Annotated in this window: 16 protein-coding genes; 12 read left to right on the top strand and 4 right to left on the bottom strand. The window is 65.1% G+C overall.

The window, feature by feature from the left end; all coding sequences use genetic code 11:
* Positions 1 to 1,017, top strand: a complete 1,017-nt coding sequence (locus DB30_RS02685; protein ID WP_146657901.1) for a phosphoinositide-specific phospholipase C-related protein — start codon at positions 1 to 3, stop codon at positions 1,015 to 1,017.
* Here DB30_RS02685 and DB30_RS02690 read toward each other — a convergent pair.
* A complete protein-coding gene (locus tag DB30_RS02690) occupies positions 1,014 to 3,020 on the bottom strand; it encodes a hypothetical protein (RefSeq protein WP_052546381.1) in 2,007 nt (668 codons plus the stop codon). The two genes, DB30_RS02685 and DB30_RS02690, sit on opposite strands and share 4 nt — an antisense overlap.
* Before the next feature lie 482 nt (positions 3,021 to 3,502).
* Here DB30_RS02690 and DB30_RS02695 point away from each other — a divergent pair, with 482 nt between their 5' ends.
* Together DB30_RS02695 and DB30_RS02700 are read left to right on the top strand one after the other, a co-directional pair.
* Complete coding sequence (locus DB30_RS02695; RefSeq protein WP_052546382.1) at positions 3,503 to 4,972, top strand: FG-GAP repeat protein; 1,470 nt, start codon at positions 3,503 to 3,505, stop codon at positions 4,970 to 4,972.
* Positions 4,973 to 4,974: 2 nt separating this feature from the next.
* On the top strand, positions 4,975 to 5,439 hold the full coding sequence (locus DB30_RS02700; RefSeq protein WP_052546383.1) for a hypothetical protein: 465 nt from the start codon (positions 4,975 to 4,977) through the stop codon (positions 5,437 to 5,439).
* A 229-nt stretch (positions 5,440 to 5,668) separates the two neighbouring features.
* Here the strand turns inward: DB30_RS02700 and DB30_RS02705 are convergent, their stop codons facing one another.
* Positions 5,669 to 6,997 carry a hypothetical protein gene (locus tag DB30_RS02705; RefSeq protein WP_052546384.1) on the bottom strand — a complete coding sequence of 443 codons (1,329 nt, stop codon included), beginning with the start codon at positions 6,995 to 6,997 and terminating at the stop codon, positions 5,669 to 5,671.
* Positions 6,998 to 7,090: 93 nt separating this feature from the next.
* Here DB30_RS02705 and DB30_RS02710 point away from each other — a divergent pair, with 93 nt between their 5' ends.
* The 9 genes from DB30_RS02710 (at position 7,091) to DB30_RS02745 (ending at position 15,105) form a co-directional block, all read left to right on the top strand.
* Positions 7,091 to 7,459 carry a hypothetical protein gene (locus DB30_RS02710; protein WP_052546385.1) on the top strand — a complete coding sequence of 123 codons (369 nt, stop codon included), beginning with the start codon at positions 7,091 to 7,093 and terminating at the stop codon, positions 7,457 to 7,459.
* A gap of 45 nt (positions 7,460 to 7,504) precedes the next feature.
* Complete coding sequence (locus tag DB30_RS02715) at positions 7,505 to 8,272, top strand: DUF4397 domain-containing protein (protein WP_052546386.1); 768 nt, start codon at positions 7,505 to 7,507, stop codon at positions 8,270 to 8,272.
* The gene (locus tag DB30_RS42695) at positions 8,233 to 8,367 is read left to right on the top strand and encodes a hypothetical protein (RefSeq protein ID WP_276204325.1); all 135 of its coding nucleotides are present in this window, start codon (positions 8,233 to 8,235) and stop codon (positions 8,365 to 8,367) included. Before DB30_RS02715 ends, DB30_RS42695 begins: the two co-directional genes overlap by 40 nt.
* 235 nt (positions 8,368 to 8,602) lie before the next feature.
* On the top strand, positions 8,603 to 9,832 hold the full coding sequence (locus DB30_RS02720) for an ATP-grasp domain-containing protein (RefSeq protein WP_052546387.1): 1,230 nt from the start codon (positions 8,603 to 8,605) through the stop codon (positions 9,830 to 9,832).
* Between the two features lie 8 nt (positions 9,833 to 9,840).
* The gene (locus DB30_RS02725) at positions 9,841 to 10,842 is read left to right on the top strand and encodes a Type 1 glutamine amidotransferase-like domain-containing protein (RefSeq protein WP_146657905.1); all 1,002 of its coding nucleotides are present in this window, start codon (positions 9,841 to 9,843) and stop codon (positions 10,840 to 10,842) included.
* Positions 10,839 to 11,972, top strand: coding sequence for an alpha/beta hydrolase-fold protein (locus tag DB30_RS02730; protein WP_052546389.1), 1,134 nt, complete (start codon positions 10,839 to 10,841; stop codon positions 11,970 to 11,972). The genes DB30_RS02725 and DB30_RS02730 overlap by 4 nt, the downstream gene beginning before the upstream one ends.
* A 12-nt stretch (positions 11,973 to 11,984) precedes the next feature.
* Positions 11,985 to 13,223, top strand: a complete 1,239-nt coding sequence (locus DB30_RS02735) for an ATP-grasp domain-containing protein (protein WP_052546390.1) — start codon at positions 11,985 to 11,987, stop codon at positions 13,221 to 13,223.
* A 3-nt stretch (positions 13,224 to 13,226) separates the two neighbouring features.
* The gene (locus tag DB30_RS02740; RefSeq protein ID WP_205632890.1) at positions 13,227 to 13,973 is read left to right on the top strand and encodes an esterase family protein; all 747 of its coding nucleotides are present in this window, start codon (positions 13,227 to 13,229) and stop codon (positions 13,971 to 13,973) included.
* A gap of 232 nt (positions 13,974 to 14,205) precedes the next feature.
* A complete protein-coding gene (locus tag DB30_RS02745) occupies positions 14,206 to 15,105 on the top strand; it encodes an STAS domain-containing protein (protein ID WP_052546391.1) in 900 nt (299 codons plus the stop codon).
* Here DB30_RS02745 and DB30_RS02750 read toward each other — a convergent pair.
* Together DB30_RS02750 and DB30_RS02755 are read right to left on the bottom strand one after the other, a co-directional pair.
* Positions 15,077 to 16,117: a hypothetical protein gene (locus DB30_RS02750; protein ID WP_052546392.1), complete on the bottom strand. Its 1,041-nt coding sequence runs from the start codon at positions 16,115 to 16,117 to the stop codon at positions 15,077 to 15,079. The two genes, DB30_RS02745 and DB30_RS02750, sit on opposite strands and share 29 nt — an antisense overlap.
* A gap of 745 nt (positions 16,118 to 16,862) precedes the next feature.
* Positions 16,863 to 17,096, bottom strand: coding sequence for an AgmX/PglI C-terminal domain-containing protein (locus tag DB30_RS02755; protein ID WP_146657907.1), 234 nt, complete (start codon positions 17,094 to 17,096; stop codon positions 16,863 to 16,865).
* Positions 17,097 to 17,144 lie beyond the last annotated feature (48 nt).

The following is a 17,144-nucleotide window of genomic DNA, read 5'->3' on the forward strand; positions in this document are numbered from 1 at the left end:
ATGAGTCGTCGCTTGGGTTCCCGCTGGTGTGGTGTGTTGATCGGCCTGGCGCTCGCGGCCGCGTGTACGGACGAGCCCACCGCCGAGGGTGAGACGGGGACCGAGACCAGCGGGGACGGGGACGGGGACGGGGATGGCGATCATGGCGATGGCGATGGCGATGGCGACGGCGACGGAGATGGCGATCCCGGAGACGGAGACGGAGATGGAGATGGAGACGGCGGCCTCGCCTGCAGCGGTCACGTCGAGCTGTGCGATCGGCCCTACGACGAGGTCGTGTTCGCGGCCACCCACAACGCGCACTCCGCCTCCGACGAGGGCTTCTCGCAGTTCAACGCCAACCACAAGCGCAACATCCCGACGCAGCTTCAAGACGGAGTGCGCGCGATGCTGATCGACACCTACTACGACGCGGACGACCCCACGAAGATCGTGCTGTGCCACGGCCCGTGCTCGCTCGGCTCGACCCCGCACCTGGACGTGTTGACGAGCATGGTCGAGTTCCTGCAGGCCAACTCCGGCGAGCTGCTCACGTTGATCTACGAAGATCACGTGGACGCGGCGGATCTGGCCCTCGACTACGAGGCCACGGGCGCGATCGACCTGGTCTATACCCACGAAACCGGCCAGCCCTGGCCAACGCTAGGCGAGCTCGTGGCGGCGGACACCCGGTTGATCGTGACCGCCGAGCAGGGCGCAGCACCGCCCGCGTGGCACCACAACATCTGGGAGATCGGCTGGGATACCCCCTATGGTCCGCTCGACCCGGATGAGCTGTCGTGCGAGCTCAACCGGGGCTCGAGCGACAATGATCTGTTCTTGGTCAATCATTGGGTCAACAACGACCTCGGCCTACCCTCGCCAGCGGACGCCGACGTCGTCAACGAGTATGAGTTCTTGCTGGCGCGGGCCCAGGAGTGCCAGGCGATGTGGGACCACCCGCCAAATTTCTTGGCGGTGGACTTTTACGAGCGCGGGGATCTGTTCGCGGTCGTCGAGACCCTCAACGGGTTCTAATCAGGGTCGCAGGTGCCGTTGCAGAAGTTCTCGACGACCCCCGTGCGCAGGAATTGCTCGACCGTCAAGATCGCGTTGGGCACATCCGCCAACGCGCCGTGCGGGTCGCTGCCCTGGGTCATGGGCACGTTGGTGATCGGGATCGGCGGCAGCCCAAAGTCGTACTCGATGAACACCGAACCCGAGTAGGGCTGCTCGACCTGGTCAATCCCAAACAGCGGCCGGACCGCCGGGTTCAGCTGGGGGATACCGAGCTCGCGGGCCATGACGTGGGTGCCAAAGTTGGTGACCAGGTGATCGCCGATCGCACCCAGCATGATGACCTCGTGCGGCTGCGTGCCCGGGAGTGGATCGCTGATCACGTGGCGCGAGAACCCGGTTGGCTCGGACCGATCCCACAGGATCTGCATCAACTCGAACGCGATGCGCAGGTCCAGCTTGTCTTCGTAGGCGGCGTTCGAGAGGGTCGCGAGCGGGGTAAACGCCTCGCTGCGGTCGAGCAGCAGACCGTAGGGCTGCCCGGGGACCCCAAGCACGCCCCGCTGCACGTCGGTGGTCAGCGCCATGTAGGTCGAGCCCATGATCCCGCCCAAGCTGGCCCCGAAGAAGTAGCTGCGATCGGCATCGATCAACAACGGCTCCATGCTGGGCCCCATGATCTCGGGCGCGTCGGCGAACGACTCTCGCATCATTCGCATGGCCGAGAGCCCGTTGAACACACCTTGGCCAAGCCGATCGACGATCGTGGAGAAGTCATCGATTCGCGCGGACTGCAGAACGCTCGAGATCTGGCCCAGGTCTTGGTTCGACAGGCCCAACCACGTGGTCGCGAAGGGGACCAAGTTGTAGTCAATTGCCATGTCGCGCAGCAGCGAGTCGTCGACGTCTTGGTAGGAGCCAAACAGCCCGTGACCAAACTGCAAGAGCCCGGCCGGCTCGCTGAACGCCGAGGTTGGGATCAGGACCATGAAGGGGTATTCGGTGGTCGTGTTTGGCTCGGGGAGGCCGTCGGCGCCATAGGTGAACCGGCCTGCGGGGCCCGGCTCGTCGAGGTACAGCGGCACCAGCAGATCACCCGTGACGCGCATGGCGATGCCCGGGAAGGGGTCAATGTCGATCTTGGTGATGTTGAATTGGGGGCCGGCGTCGAACATGGCCAGGCCCTCGTCGCGGACGTGGACCAGCCGCTCGGTGATGTTGGCATCGCTGGCGGTCGTGAAGTCCCACGCCAGCTGTAGGTCCGCGCGGCCGATCCCCGCGTCGCCAAGCCGCATGAAAATGTCCGCGTAGAGGCCCCGGCGCTGCTCGATGGTGTCATCATCGCTGGGGCTGATGTCGCGCAGCGCGGCGAACCCCGAGCTTGCTTCGATCAGCGCGCCGCCCTGATCCACGAGGCCGCGGATCGCAACAATGTAGCGGGTGTTTGGATCCAAGCGCACGGCGGGCCGGATCATGAACGCGCGCCGGCCGTCGTCGCCGTGCGACATGTCGAGCTCGGCCCAGTGCGGCACGCGCTCGCCGGAGTCCGCGTCGAGCAGGATCGTTGGCGAGTCGTCCGACAGCGACACTTCAATTGTGACCGGTGTGGGCAGGCCCTGAATCGACACATTCGGGAAGTAGGTCAGCAACGCGCTCCCAGGCGAGAACCCGTCGCTGTCCAGCCACACGTCGGGATCGGGCTGGTAGCCGTCACCCTCGGGCACCAGCGCCTCCGTGAACGCGAGCCGCCGCCCGGTCGGCGAGTCGGGGTCGTCGATCGTGAACACGTTGTTCGGGAAGGGCAGGCCGCACAAGTCCGGGACCAGCGGATCGCAGTCCAGGGTGGGCCACGCGACGAAGGGATCGACCTCGGTGCTGTCGCCGTCACCGTCGCCGGTTGTGGTGTCGCTGGTCTCGGTGCCGGTTCCGTCGCTCGTGTCCGCGGGGGTGTCGTCGGTGCACGCGAACAGGATGGTCAGCGAGCTAGCGAGCAGGAGCGTCCGAGGCAGGGCAGGAGAGGTCATCGGCGGAGCATCGCACAGGGTGCCGGTGCCTGGGGAGTCTCGCCGTCAACCGTCGGTGGGCTGCCGGATTCAGGCGCGGTTCGAGTTCCTTGCTTCGACCGGCAGCTTCCTATTCGGGCGTGTGGGCACGCGACGCAGATGCTGAGGGGGTGGCCGTGACCCATGTCGCGTGTGCGATCTCACGAGTTGATGGTGCGGTTCGCGTGTACCATTGTGTCATGAGCATCCGCGCTTTCAGACGGTCTCCGATGCGAGCGACCATAGTGTCGAGCCTCGGTCCAGTGTTGGCGTGTGCTAGCTTTGACCCGTCGCCTGACATCGAGGCTGGAAGTACAGCCGAGAGTGGCGGAGTTGAAGAATCCGTGGAGTTTGATGGCCAGGGTCGTGGGCGTATATATCCGCCCATCCAGGCGGGCTCAAAAAGTGCTGTCGTCATCGGAGCCCCGCAGAGCGCGTATAGTGGAAACGTGAGAGCGGGACAGGTGTTGATCGTGATTGATGATGGCGCTGGCTACGTCGTGCCCGACTCCGTGCCAGCCCGGATCGTCGAGGACCAGACTGCCCCGATCTGCTCAGACGGCCACCGCTTCGCCTGGGAACTGGGGGCGAACCGACGGCTGGGGTCTGCGCTTGCCTTCTACGTCCAAAAGCCAGGCTCGCCGTTTAGCAGCTATGCAGGACGCCTCGCCACCTCGGCGGCGACCGCGGCTGGGAACTCCGGCCGGCTCTTGCTCTATCCCGGCTGCAGCAGTTGCGTAGTCTTTCCCAAGCCCAGCGGCGAAGACACTGTCCTCGGCACCCAGTTTGGGGGCAGTGTTGCGTTCGGTTTTTTTGGCGATCCGGCTGAAGTGCCAACTGAAAAGATGATCGTCGGGAGCCCTCTGGATGGCAGTGGAACGGTCGCCGTGATCGACGCCGAGGCCTATCGCCGCTTCGAGCAACTCAATATTGTGGGTGGAACGCGGGAGGGAACACGAGAATGCCAGTGCGACTTCAGCCCCAACTTCGGTAATGTCGACTGCCAACCATGGAGCGAGGTTCTCAACGGTGCATTCAACAACGAGGAGTTCGGCGCGTCTCTGAGTGTTGCCGACTTCGACTGCGACGGAGTCGACGACCTGGCGATCGGTGCCCCTGGTGCGGCCTTGCCGATTCAAGGCGGAGGGTTTGTGGAAGGAGCAGGGGCGGTCTATGTGTTCGCCAACGCCCCTCCCAACATCGTGGGCGGCGCGACGGTGCTGAGGCAAGGTGCCTTCGAGGTCGGCGGAGAGCCCGAGCCCTCAGATCGTTTTGGTGAGACGCTGATCGCGGGCAATTTCAACGGGGCGCGACTCTCCGTCAGCGAGCGCAGTTGCTTTGATCTCGTCGTTGCGACCCCAGGAGAAAACGACGGCATTGGTGAAATTCAGGTCTTCGAGGGGAGCCCGGACGGGTTTGTATTCGTTGGGCCAATCCTTCACCTCGAGGATACCGGCTTGAGCACAGGGGAGCCCGGAGACCGCTTCGGCCACGCGATGACGGCGGGTGACTTCAATCGCGACGGGTTCGACGATCTCGCTGTGAGCGCTCCGGGCGACTCGGTCGGCGGGTCCGTGATGGTCATACCAGGATCAGCGAATGGGCTCGTCATCGACAACGCTACTTTATGGACCCAGGCCAATGGCGACAACGAACCAGGTGACGAAGCGGGCTACTCGCTGAGTTGGACCCGAGGTCGCGTGGGTGGGGTTCGCGGTGACCTCGCGGCGGCGCTGGTTGTGGGTATTCCGGGGGAAGACAGCGACGCGGGGGCGGTCGTTGCGATCCGCCTGTCATTCGATGGGATGTTCTTTCACGGAGGCGGACCGACGTGGACGATGGCGGACTTTGGCGGAGAGGTGGTCTCAGGCGACCGATTCGGAGAGACGCTCATGCCGGCGCGCGCGATGCCGATGCGACCGTGGGAGGGGTAGCCATGAACAGCGACCGACGAATTCTGGTAGTGCTCGGGTGCTTGCTCTCGATGCTCGTGTTCGCCTGCAAACCGGATCCGATTGATTCGGACACCGCGATGGATGAGGGAACACCGCCCGATGCGGGCGTGGCCGGCGATCCATTGAACTGTGGTGAGGACAACCTCAACTGCGTGGGCCCGCTGCAGATCGGCACGTGCATCGATGGCGAGTGCCAGGGACGCCTGACGGAGTGCTATGAGCTAGGCGCGAGCTGTGCGGCGATCTGCGCGGAGATCGACGCGAGCTGCGAGGCGAGCTGCGAGGGCGTCGTCGCGTTTGGTTGGGCGGCGCCGAGCAAAGACGAGGCCCTGACCAACTGCGGTCTCGTCATCGAGGACACGCAGACGCCGCTCGCTATCACGTGCGACGCCGAACTCCCGTTCTCGGCGTACCCCGCGATCAGCTGTTGCTGCAAGCTGCCCTAGTCTAGCCCCAAATCAAGCGCTGAATTGGAAAAGGTGAGTGATTTGGGGCTAGTACGAGCCGACAGGCGAGCGTTTGGGGTGAGCGAAGGGGGCTCCGCCGCCGAAGCGAGGGGCTTTCGAAAGCCCCCTTGAAGACATAGTAGGCCCGAGTCGAGCGCGCAGCGCTTGATTCGGGTCTAGCAAACCGATCCTACACTGATCCGAGGCCCCACCCACCCCAACGACGCGGCTAGGGTTTGCGAGGATGAAGGGCGCGGGCGCAGAAGCTGCTGAGGGTCCCGAACTCCCCGCGCAGCCAGTTCTCGTGGTCGATATCGTAGACCACCGGGTCGCCCGACGTGTCCTCGGCGTGAATGCACAGCGACGCCTGCAGCTCCTCGGAATACGCCAACTGATGGTAGGTGCCTGGCCGAGCATCGCGAACGTCGCGGTACATGTCCCACGCATAGCTCAGGCCGTAGGTCGCGGAGGAGGTCACGATGTCGGCGGCGGCGAACCGAATGTGCCCGCTCTTGTCGATGCACCCACGGTTGGCGTAGAGGTGAGCCAGAACGGAAGGAGCGAGCTTCCACTTGGAGCGAGCCTCCGAGGGAAGGTCGGCGAATAACGCCGCTCGAAGCTCCTCGGGTGTCTTGGCCGCCCATTCATGAATCGACACCGCGGTTGGCGGTGCCTTCGAGTCATCCGCGCTCGGCACCAACTGGGCCTCCAGTCCATCGGGCAGGTACTGGAATTCCGTACGGGCGAACGGATTGACAAGCTTGATCCAACCCTTCTTGTTCACGGCCAGATACACGTGACGCCGGGCCACGTAGCCCCATACCGTCCATGGCTCGCTCTTCTCGAGAACATGCTCGGCGACGGGGGTGATCGGATCGCATCCCGCCGCGTCCTGAAATGACGCCGCACTCGATGCGGCCCAGGCCACCATCCATCGCTCGACATAGCTCGGCGCGGCGGATTTGCTGTTTTCGCGGTCGAGCTTCACGTATTCGACCTTCTCTTTGGATAGCGGCGCAATGAGCGGGAGCGGACCTGCGGCCTCCAGAAGCTCGTTGAGAGACCTGGCGAATGGGGAGAAGACGCACCGTTGTTCCGGCGCAACGTCAACCTTCCCGTCAACCGCGAAACCGAGGAGCTTGTGACGCGTCTTGTTCGTGCGAAACAGCGGCGACCACCGAAGACCATCCGTCGTGCTCGCGTCGTAGCGGGCCCGCGCTGCCTGCAGAACCCTGGCCCCCAGCGCCCGGTGGTCCTCCCCCTTCTTCCCGAAGGCGGCCGTGAGGGGTTTGACGTCGCTGTCATTGTCCCGGTATCCCCACTTCATCGGGGCTTCGATGTACTCCGAAAAGTGCCAGCCATAGCGGCCGAACCTCTCGTCCATACAGCCTTGCACGAGCACATCCTGGGGCAACTCACTGGCTCGGGCGCACAAGATCTCGAGCAACTTTGGCTTTAAGAACGCCTCCAGCTTCGCAAAGGGATCCTGCTCCCCGAGCGTCTGCAGATCGACGGCGGCCGCCGTTTCTTTCCAGTTTGAGAGGGGATCGGCGCCCATGCCAGAACGGTCGCATGCACGCGGAACTCGGTCAAATGTTGCGTGGCTACAGCCACCTGAATCGCGCGGATAGGACATACGATCGGGGGGAGCGTGAACGTCGTGCCGTTCATTTTCGGCGGGCGGATCGGCAGGCGAAGTGGGCCCGGGCCGGGTCGGGTGGCGATGTGGTCCGGCTTGTTGGCTATCTCGACCAAGCGCATCGCACCTCGGGAACGCGGGCAGGTCACGTTGAGCCGCAGCGAGGAGTCGGAGCGCTGGATCAACTGCACGGCGTTGGTGGTGGACATCGCCCAGGACGTGATCATGGCCCGCGCGGGTGACCTCGATGGCGACGGCGACGACGAGCTGGTGATGGTCCACGACAACGGCTTCGTGGTTGTGCTGCGACGCGCAGTGAGCCGGGCAGGGATAGCCGGGCGGCCGCGTGCGGAGTCGACGCAGGTGTCGTGTTTTTTTTGATCACCCCCCTCAATCGTTCGCGACCCACGCCTCACTCAGTGGGCGATGACCAGCCAACTCTTCCCCTCCCGCGCTTTCCTTGCTTCGACCAGCCTCCTCGCCCTGCTCGCCAGCGGGTGCGTCATCGAGGAGCCACCCAATGAGGACACCAGCGACGCGACCACGGGGGACGGCGACGGCGACGACACTACGGGGGACGGCGACGGCGACCCCGACACGGGCGACGGCGACGGCGACGGCGACGGGATCTGCCCCGGCTCCGAGGCGTTCTGCACCGAGGCCGAGTCGCACTGCGGCCCCGACGGGACCCTGGAGATCTGCCAGTACAACCCAGAGAACGACTGCATCGAGCACTTCGTGGTCAACTGCGACGCCGAGGTCGGGCCGGGCTCGATGTGCGTGACGGTCGATCCAACCGAGGCCGGCTGCACCCAGCCAGAGGAGGCGCTGATCCGCTTCGTCAACCTCTCGGACGGCGGCGCCGAGCCGACGCGCTTCAAGATCGGTGAGTGGGTCGGTCCCGAGCTCGAGTTTAGCCAGTCCGAGGGCTACCAGCCGTTCCCCGTTGGGGCCCACGACGTCTCGGCCACCAACCTCGAGGACCTCGTGCTCTCGAACGAGATCGGCTACGTGTTCGAGGCCGGCAAGAAGTACACGGTCGCGGCGATGGGCGTGTACATGGGGCACCCCAACGTGTGGATCAATGTTGACTCCCACGTTGACGAGGCCATCCCCGCCGACTTCTCGCGGATGACTGGCAGGGCGCGGCGTTCATGCAGGTCGCCAACAACGAGTCGCTGTATGTGTTCTTGACCTGCACGGGCAGCTGCAACAGCGACGAGGATCGCTTCGTGCTCGGCATGCTCGAGGACTCGTCGACCTTCACCGTCGAGCTGCTGGCTCCCTGATAGCGCGAGTTGCTCACGCCGCGGTCCCCTCGGCGACCGAGCGCTCCGTCTTCCGCCTCGAGTCTTGGCGGCAGACGGAGCGCCCCGCGTGGTTCGCCGACGCAGACCCCGGCCTGCCGCCGCGGCCCACACACGCCGCGCGCCACCTGCTGGCCAACCGTGACCACCCTGCAGCTAGCGCTTGGCGGCCGCCGCGGCTCTGATAGGTTCGGGCTTCCGGTGCCGGAGCACACCCATGCCCGTCGACGTCATCTTCCTCGAACCCAACTTTCCTCGTAACCAGCGAGAGTTTGCCCGCGCGCTGCATGCAGTGGGCGCGCGCGTCACCGGGATCGGTGAGCGACCCAAGGAGTATCTCGACGACGAGATGCGCCACTGGCTGAGCCACTACGAGCAAGTCAGCAACGTCACGGATCCAACCCAGGTCGAGCGCGCGGTTCGGTTCATGCAAACCAAGATCCGCGTGGATCGGCTCGAGGCCGCGGTCGAGGCCCACGTGATGTGTGCGGCCAAGGTCCGCGAGGCCTGCGGGATCCCGGGCACCTCGGTCGAGACCACGTTCTTGTGCCGCGACAAGCCGGCCATGAAAGAGGCGCTGCGCAAGGCTGGGGTGCCCTGTGCCCAGTCAATTGGCTCGGACGATGCCAAGGAGATCAAGGACTTCGTTCAGCGGATCGGCTACCCGGTGATCGTCAAGCCGCGCGACGCCGCGGGGGCGGCCGCGACCTACCGGTGTGACGACGACGCGTCGCTGGCCCAGGCGCTGCACGAGAGCGGCGTGGGCAGCGGGCACAGCGTCGCGGTGGAAGAGTTCATCGAGGGCCACGAAGGGTTCTGGGACACGATCACGGTCGGGGGCACGGTCGTCCACGAGTTCGTGTGCCACTACTACCCCAGCGTGCTCGAGGCGATGCGCTCGCGCGAGGTCAACCCGCAGTTCATCTGCACCAACCGGGTCGACGCAGCCGGCAGCTACGACGAGGTCAAGGCGATGGGCCGCAAGGTCCTGGGTGCGCTCGGGATCAAGACCAGCGCCACCCACATGGAGTGGTTCTACGGTCCCAAGGGGCTCAAGTTCAGCGAGATCGGCTGCCGCCCGCCGGGCGTCGGCGCGTGGGACTTGTACTGCGCCGCCAACGACGTCGACATCTACCGCGAGTGGGCCGAGGCGGTGGTGTGGCGCACCCAAAAACAGAAGCTCTCGCGTCGCTTCTCGGCCGGGATCGTCGCGCTGCGCCCGGATCGTGACGGCCGGATCGTCGGCTACGAGGGCATGGACACGGTCGAGCGCGCGTTCGGTCAGTGGATCATCGACGCCCACCTGCCGGCCGCGGGCACGCCCACCGGCCCGGTTGGCGCCGGGTTCATGGCCAACGCGTGGATCCGCATGAAGCACCCCGACTACGACGAGCTGCGGCGCATGCTCGACCTGGTTGGGCAAACGGTGAAGGTTCGGGCAGCTTGAGCTTGGCGATGGTGACCCCCACACCCCGTCCACGCGACGTCGTCTTGCTGGGAGCGCAGCGCTGGGATTCCACGCTTGGCTCGGTCGTGCGTGGGCTCGACTGCGATGGGCCGATCGCGTTGATCACCGCCGGCTGGCGCGACCGCGAGGACGAGGACGAAGAGCTGCGCAACCACTTGGCGTGCAAGACCGTCAACTTGCGCCTGTACCACCGCAGCGACGAGGTCAACGCCCGCGACGGCGACCTGGCCAAGGCCCACCGGGCCAAGCAGACCAAGCTGCGCCACAAGCAGGACTTCTATCGGATCCGGCTCGAGCACGAGCTGGCCGCGAACCATGTGATCCGTCAGCGTCGCGCGCCGCCTGAAGTGCTCGAGGAAGAGGAGGGCGCCTCGGTCGCCGCGATCCGGGCGCTCGACGCCTACCACTACGACCAGTGCGAGCGGATCCACCAAGAGTTCGAGGAGGCCGAGGGTCTGTACGAGCGCCCCGTGATCAAGGAGCACCGCGAGCAATTGGCAGAGGCGCTCGCGGGCTGCAACGCGGTGGCGATCGCGGGCGGGCACGTGGCGGCGCTGCTCAACCGCATGCGCCTGTTTGGGATCCGCGAGCTGCTGACCAACCAAAGCGTGTTCGCGTGGTCGGGCGGCGGGATGGTCGTGAGCGAGCGGATCGTGCTGTTTCACGACTCGCCGCCCCAGGGTCCCGGGGCTTCGGAGGTGCTGGGCGCGGGCCTGGGGCTGGTGCCCGGCGTGGTCGTGCTGCCGCATCCGCGCACCCGCCTGCGCCTCGATGATCGGGAGCGGGTTGGGCTGTTGGCGCGGCGCTTTGATCCTGCCCAGTGCCTCGCGTTCCCCGAGGGCGCTCACGTCACGTACCAGGGCGGCGAGCTGGTCCGGCCTTCGTCGGTCATCCGTCTGCGCCGCGACGGATCGTACGCGCCATTTGAAGCGGACCCCAGTGAAGGGAACCCCGGCGACGGGAATTCGGGCGAGGAGCAGCCGACATGACCACCGCGATCCGAGAGCTGGTCGCCGCGGGCCCCAGCGCCAACGTTGACGAGTGGATGAAGGGAAAGACCTTCCCGCTGGTCGAGGGCAAGAACGCGACGCTGGTCTGGCGCGGCGACGCCGACGAGGTCCGCCTGCGCCACTTCATCTTTGGGCTCGAGACCTCGCAGCCGCTGGCGCGGATCGAGGGCACCAACTTGTGGTACCTCGAAGTCGAGATCCCGCCGCGTTCGCGGGTCGAGTACAAGCTCGAGGTCCGCCGCGGCGAGACCAACAAGTGGATCCGCGACCCGCTCAACCCCCACCGCGCTCACGATCCCTTTGGCGCGAACTCGGTGCTGCAGGGGGCTGGCTACACGATCCCGGTCTGGACGCAGCCCGATCCCAAGGCCCGCGCGGGTCTGCTCGAGCCGTTCTCGATCCACAGCGAGGCGTTTGGCGAGGATCGGCGGGGGCACCTGTATCTGCCGCCGCGGTTTCGCCGGACCCGTCAGTACCCGCTGCTGGTGATCCACGATGGCTCCGACTACATGCGCTTCGCGGGCATGAAGACGGTGCTGGACAACCTGATCGAGCGCCTCGAGATCCCGCCGCTGATCGCGGTGTTCCTGGACTCGCCCGACCGCCTGCGCGAGTACGCCAACGACGAACGCCACGCCCGCTTCGTGACCGAGGAGCTCGCGCCGCGGCTGGCCGAGCGGCTGCCGTTGCTCGACACCCCGCGCGGCCGCTGCCTGATGGGCGCGAGCTTTGGCGGGGTCGCGGCGCTGTCAACCGCGGTCCGCTATCCGAACTACTGGGGGCGGCTGCTGCTGCAGTCTGGCTCGTTCGCGTTCACGGACATCGGCCACCAAAACCACCGGGGCCCGCTGTTCAACCCGGTGGTCAGCTTCATGAACGCCTTCCGCGAGGACCCCAAGGCGATCAGCGAGCGGGTGTTCGTGAGCTGCGGCGTGTACGAGTCCTTGATCTACGAGAACCGATCTCTGGTACCGTTGCTCGACGAGACCGGCATGCAAGTGCGCTTTGTCGAGGCCCGCGACGGACACAACTGGGAGAACTGGCGCGACCGCTCGCGCGAGGGGCTCTCGTGGCTGTTCCCCGGCCCCCTGCTGATGATCTACGAGTGAAAGAAGGACACCGTGGCTGATATCGTTCGCAACATTGGGCTCTCTCTTGGCGCTGACCTGTGCTGGCCGATCTGCTACGAGCAGATCATGCGGGGTCTGGATCTGCAGATCCCCAGCGGTGATGACACGCTGCGCTTCTCGGTCGAGCGCGTGACCATTGAACCGTTTGATCTGACCCAGGGCTGCAAGTACGACGTGGTCATTGATCGGCTCACGCACTGGTTCCACATGTCGCGCGAGTGGATCAAGAAGGCCGTGCTGATGGACGGCCTGTACGTGCTCAACAATCCGTGGTCGGTGCAGTCGATGGAGAAGCACACGGCCTACTGCGCGATGATGCGCCTGGGCATGCCGGTGCCAACCACCTGGCTGATCCCGCCCAAGGACTACGTCACGCAAAACCCGGATCTCAAGCCCACGCTGACCCGCTACGCCAAGCTGTTTGACGTGGGGCGGCTGAGCCAAAAGATGGACTTTCCGATGTTCGTCAAGCCCTACGACGGCGGCGGCTGGCGGTCGGTGCGCAAGACCGACAGCGAGGAGGATCTGCGCGACGCCTACGAGAACAGCGGCGCCGACGTCATGCACGTGCAGGCGGGGGTGTACCCCTACGACGCGTTCGTGCGCAGCATCGGGTTTGGGCCGCAGGTCCGCCACGTCAGCTACGACCCCGACAAGCCGCTGCACGATCGCTACCGCCAGCAGCACTACGACACGATCGGCGACGCGGATCTCGAGACCCTTCGCAAGATCACCCTGACGATCAACACCTTCTTTGGCTGGGAGTTCAACAGCTGCGAGTCGCTGCGCAAGGACGGCGTGTGGCACCCAATGGACTTCGCCAACGCCTGCCCGGACTCGCAGGTGACCAGCTTGCATCGCCACTTTCCGTGGTTGATCAAGGCGTATATTCGGTGGAGCGTGTTTTGTGCGGCGACCAAGCGGCCGATGCGAATGACGCTGGACTGGGCGCCCTATTATGCGGTCGCCGCCAGCGAGCGCAGCTACGCAGAGAAGCTGGACGCGTACGCCGCGATCGCCGAAGAGCGGCTCGAGACCGCGCGCTTTGAAGAGTTCTGCGCGAAGCACCTGTCGCACCTCGACGAGGTCGCCCACGAATTCTTTGGCGGGCCCGTGGCCCGCGACGCCGTCCACCAAAAGGTCGCGTCGTTGTTCCCCGATCACGAGATTGAGCAGTTCACCGAGCTGTTTTGGCAGCGGATTCAAGACTGGCGTCAGGAGACGGAGTAGCCCATGTACGAGACCATGTTCGAGAAGTCGCAGTGGTATTCAGAGCGCATGCAGGCCGAGGCCACTCTGGTCCGGTGGGGCGTCATGGGCCAGCCCGTGCTGATCTTCCCGACCGCCGGGGGCGACGCCGAGGAGATTGAGCGCTTTCACCTGGTCCGGGTGCTCGAGCCGCTGATCACCGCGGGGCGGATCAAGGTGTACTCGTGCGACAGCGTCGCGGGCCGGGCCATGGTCCACCAAGAGGGCAGCCCGCAGCATCGCATGTGGCTGCTCAATCAGTTTCACCAGCACGTGCGCCACGAAGTGGTGCCGGCGATCCGCAAGGACTGCAACAGCGACGACATTGGGATCTGGACCACGGGGGCCTCGATCGGGGCGTTTCATGCGGTCGCGGTCACCTGTCGCTGGCCGCATATCTTCCACCGCGCGCTGGGCATGAGCGGAACCTGGAACATCCTGCGCTTCTTCAAGAGCGAAGATAAATACACAGAGGACTACTTTGTGTCTTCGCCGCTGCAGTTCGTTCCCACGCTGGGGGGCGTGCACTTGGAGGAGCTGCGCAAGCGCTTCATTCTGATGGCGTCGGGGTCTGGCCGCGCAGAGGACATGAGCGAGAGCTGGGGGTTGGCGAACTTGCTGGGCAGCAAGGGGGTGCCCAATCGGGTGGACCCTTGGGGCGACGAGTGGCACCACGATTGGCCAACCTGGCGGAACATGCTGCCGAAGTACCTTGGCGAGTGGACCTCGTAGGCGTGGCCGGCGGTCTGTACGCGACCGGTTCGTCCACGGGTCGCGTCGCTCGGTGATGCGCGACCGGCTGGGTTCGAGTTCGGGTTCGGGTTCGGGTTCGGGGTGAACTCGCGGTCATTGCGTTTGGGTGCGAGTGACCCCCCAGACACGGTGCACGTTCTCGCGCATCTGCGCCGTGCTTGGCGTTCGTTGCCGGCCCCCGCGCAGTGGATCACTCGCTACTCTGACTGGGATGGACGCGTCACCGCTTGCGCTCGGCGAGGTGATGGACCTCTTGGAGGTCGGTGTATGTGTATGGCAGCTCGAGACCGTGGGCCAGCGCGAGAGCCTGAGGCTTCGGGTCTGCAACCCGGCTGCGGCTCGGTTTCTCAGCGTGCGGGTCGAGGACGTGGTCGGCAAGCAGATCAGCGAAGGCTTCCCTGGCTCGCTCGACACGCCGCTGCCAGGCGTGTTCACCAACGTCATCGAGACCCAGACAACGGTGGCGCTTGGCGACGTGCCCTACAAGGACGAGATCGTCCCTGATGGCATGTTCTCGATCGTGGTGCGGCCCGTTGGGAAGCGCAGCGCGCTGGTCGAGTTCACCAACGTCACCGAAGAGCGCCGGGCCCAGGCCGAGGCCAAAGCCACGCTCGCGGCCGCCGCCGAAGCCCGCGACAAGGCCGAGCGCTTCGCCCAGTCGGCCAAGGACCTCGACGAGAAGCTGCGTGTCATCGAGGCTCAAAAGCGAGACATCATCGCGCTCACGGCCCCGATCCTCGAAGTGGGGACCGGCGTCCTCGCGATGCCGCTCGCTGGCAACTTCGACCTGCAGCGCAGCGAGATCGTCCGCGAGAAGCTGCTCGACGTGGTCAGCTCGACCAAGGCCCGCGATGTCGTCATCGACGTCACGGGCCTCGGCTCGATCGACGAGCTCACCGCCAACGAACTGGTCCGCCTGACCAGCTCGCTCGCGCTGCTTGGCGCCCGCGCCTATCTCACCGGGATCTCGCCCGCAAACGCCCAGACGATGGTGAGCTCGAACGCGAGGATCCCCGCGGGCATGTGCATGCGCAGCCTCAAGAGCGCCCTTCAGCTGCTGGGTGAGGGCGGGCGCTCCGGGATCACGGCGCGAGGTTCAAGGTCCCGCTGAGGCCCTTGAAGTAGACCTCGAAGTCGACGGTTTGAATGACAATGACCTCCGGGTAGGTTGTCTCGACGTTGGGTGCGTTCCAGCTCAGGGTTCCGCTCGAGCCGCCACCCGTGATGTTGGCGTTGAAGGTCCACAGCTGGCCCTGGAGCATCCAGTTGGCCATGGTTGGGCGCTGGTTGATGATGTTGATCTGGCCGTCGGAGAGCAGGAGCATGGGGTGCGGAGCGTCAGAGCTACCGCTGATCGTGCCGTTGTTGTGAGCTACGAAGCTATGATTCACATCGACGGGGAACGCAGGCCCGTCGGCGTTGACGCTGGGGTCGTCGAACACGAATTCCGCGGTGACGAAGTCGTCGCAGACAGCAGAGAAGTCAGCGATCTCGAGGGTGTTGATCTCGAAGCTAGCGACGGCCGCGTCGTCGTCGAGCTGAACCGAGACGCTGCCGCCAGTGACAACCCAGCTCACGGGTTCTTCACAATCAATGAACACCGCATTGGTGACCCACGTGGTCTGCAGGGTTCCCGTGACCGTGGTGAACTCGAGCACGTCGCACACGTTGCCCCCGCCCTTGTTGTCGAAGTCGAGCTGGTTGGGGTTGTAGTCCGAGGGGCAGTTGTCCTGGTTGTTGGGGATGCCGTCGGCGTCATCGTCGAGATCTCCGTCGCCGTCGCCGTCACCCGTGGGGCCGGTGTCGCCGTCGCCGTCACCCGTGGGGCCGGTGTCGCCGTCGCCATCACCTGGCCCGGTGTCGCCGTCACCATCACCGGGGCCCGTGGGTCCGGTGTCGCCGTCGCCGTCGCCGTCGCCTGGTCCGGTGGTGTCGTCACCACCTGTCGGGTTGACGCAGACGGTGCCCGTGCAGACCAGGCCAACTTGGCAGATGCCGCTCAGGCACTCGCAGAGGTAGGTGCCTGGTTGGCAGTCCGAGTCATCGCTTCCTGCGCCACCGCAGCCGACGAAGAACCCGAGCGTGCCTGATAAGGTTAGATACAGAGACGAGCGCGCAGTCATCGCGTGTATCGTACCGGTTTGGGTTGGTGGTTTGTGCGAGATGGTCCCGCGCAGAAGTGAGCTAGCGCCGCCGTTCAGGAGACCCACCGGGGGGAGGGGCAACGATCATGGCTACGAGCGCGTCCGGTTACGCGCTGACCAATCTGGTCGAGATCGAGCGGGACCGTGAGTGGGGGCGGCAGTACGCGGTTTGGCTTCGCAGGGCCGAAGTGGGTGCGTAGTTGTGACTCGGCGGGGCGGACTCGGGCCTCGGTCTGCTGGCCGCCCGGGAAGTCTTTGAGTCCGGATCTCATCGAGTAATGTCGAACTCCGCGATCCTGTTTGGTCCATCGAGGTCCTCGTCTAGGTGCAGGCTGCGGCTGTCCAGCCAACTCGACAGCCACTCGAGCGCCTTGACCAGACGAGCGATGGTGATGGGCCCAGTCGGACTCGACACGAAGAAGCTGTGGCCAACATCAGTATCCTCGCGCTTGTGGTGCATCCACAGCCACAAAGGCCAGAACGTTGCTTGTGTTCCAGTACAAGTCCACGTGAAGGCAGTCTTTGGGGTGCATGCCATTGTCACGCAACCATTCGGTTTCGTCAGCGGTTGGATGCAAAGTAACTACCTCGAAAGGGATGTTTGGAACCGGGTCTCCGTAATCCTCGAGTTTTGCGAGGGGCATCTCAGTACGTCCAGCCTTCGTTTTGCGAGTGAGTGTTCGCTTCACTGTAATATCCACGTCGATCTCACCAACGCCGATCCCTACTCGCTGATGTGACCGGGCTCGAGCTCGAAGGGGGACGTGACGGTGACCTGGCCGGCGCGGGGCTTGGGGAATTTCCAGCGCTCGAACGCCCGGGTCATGCAGTTGGCGACGTCGAGGCCGCCCTGCATGGAGTTGTCCTTCACGACCGCGCCGGCGACCTTGCCCTCGGGCGCGATCACGAAGGAGCTTTCGGTGCAGGCCGAGTTTCGTGCCAAAGGCCGGCGGTTCATGGGTCTGCGCAAGCTCGCTCGGCAGGATTGGAACCGGTCTGCGGTGAG

Origin of the sequence: Enhygromyxa salina (assembly GCF_000737335.2) — a bacterium.
GTDB lineage: Bacteria > Myxococcota_A > Polyangia > Nannocystales > Nannocystaceae > Plesiocystis > Plesiocystis salina_C.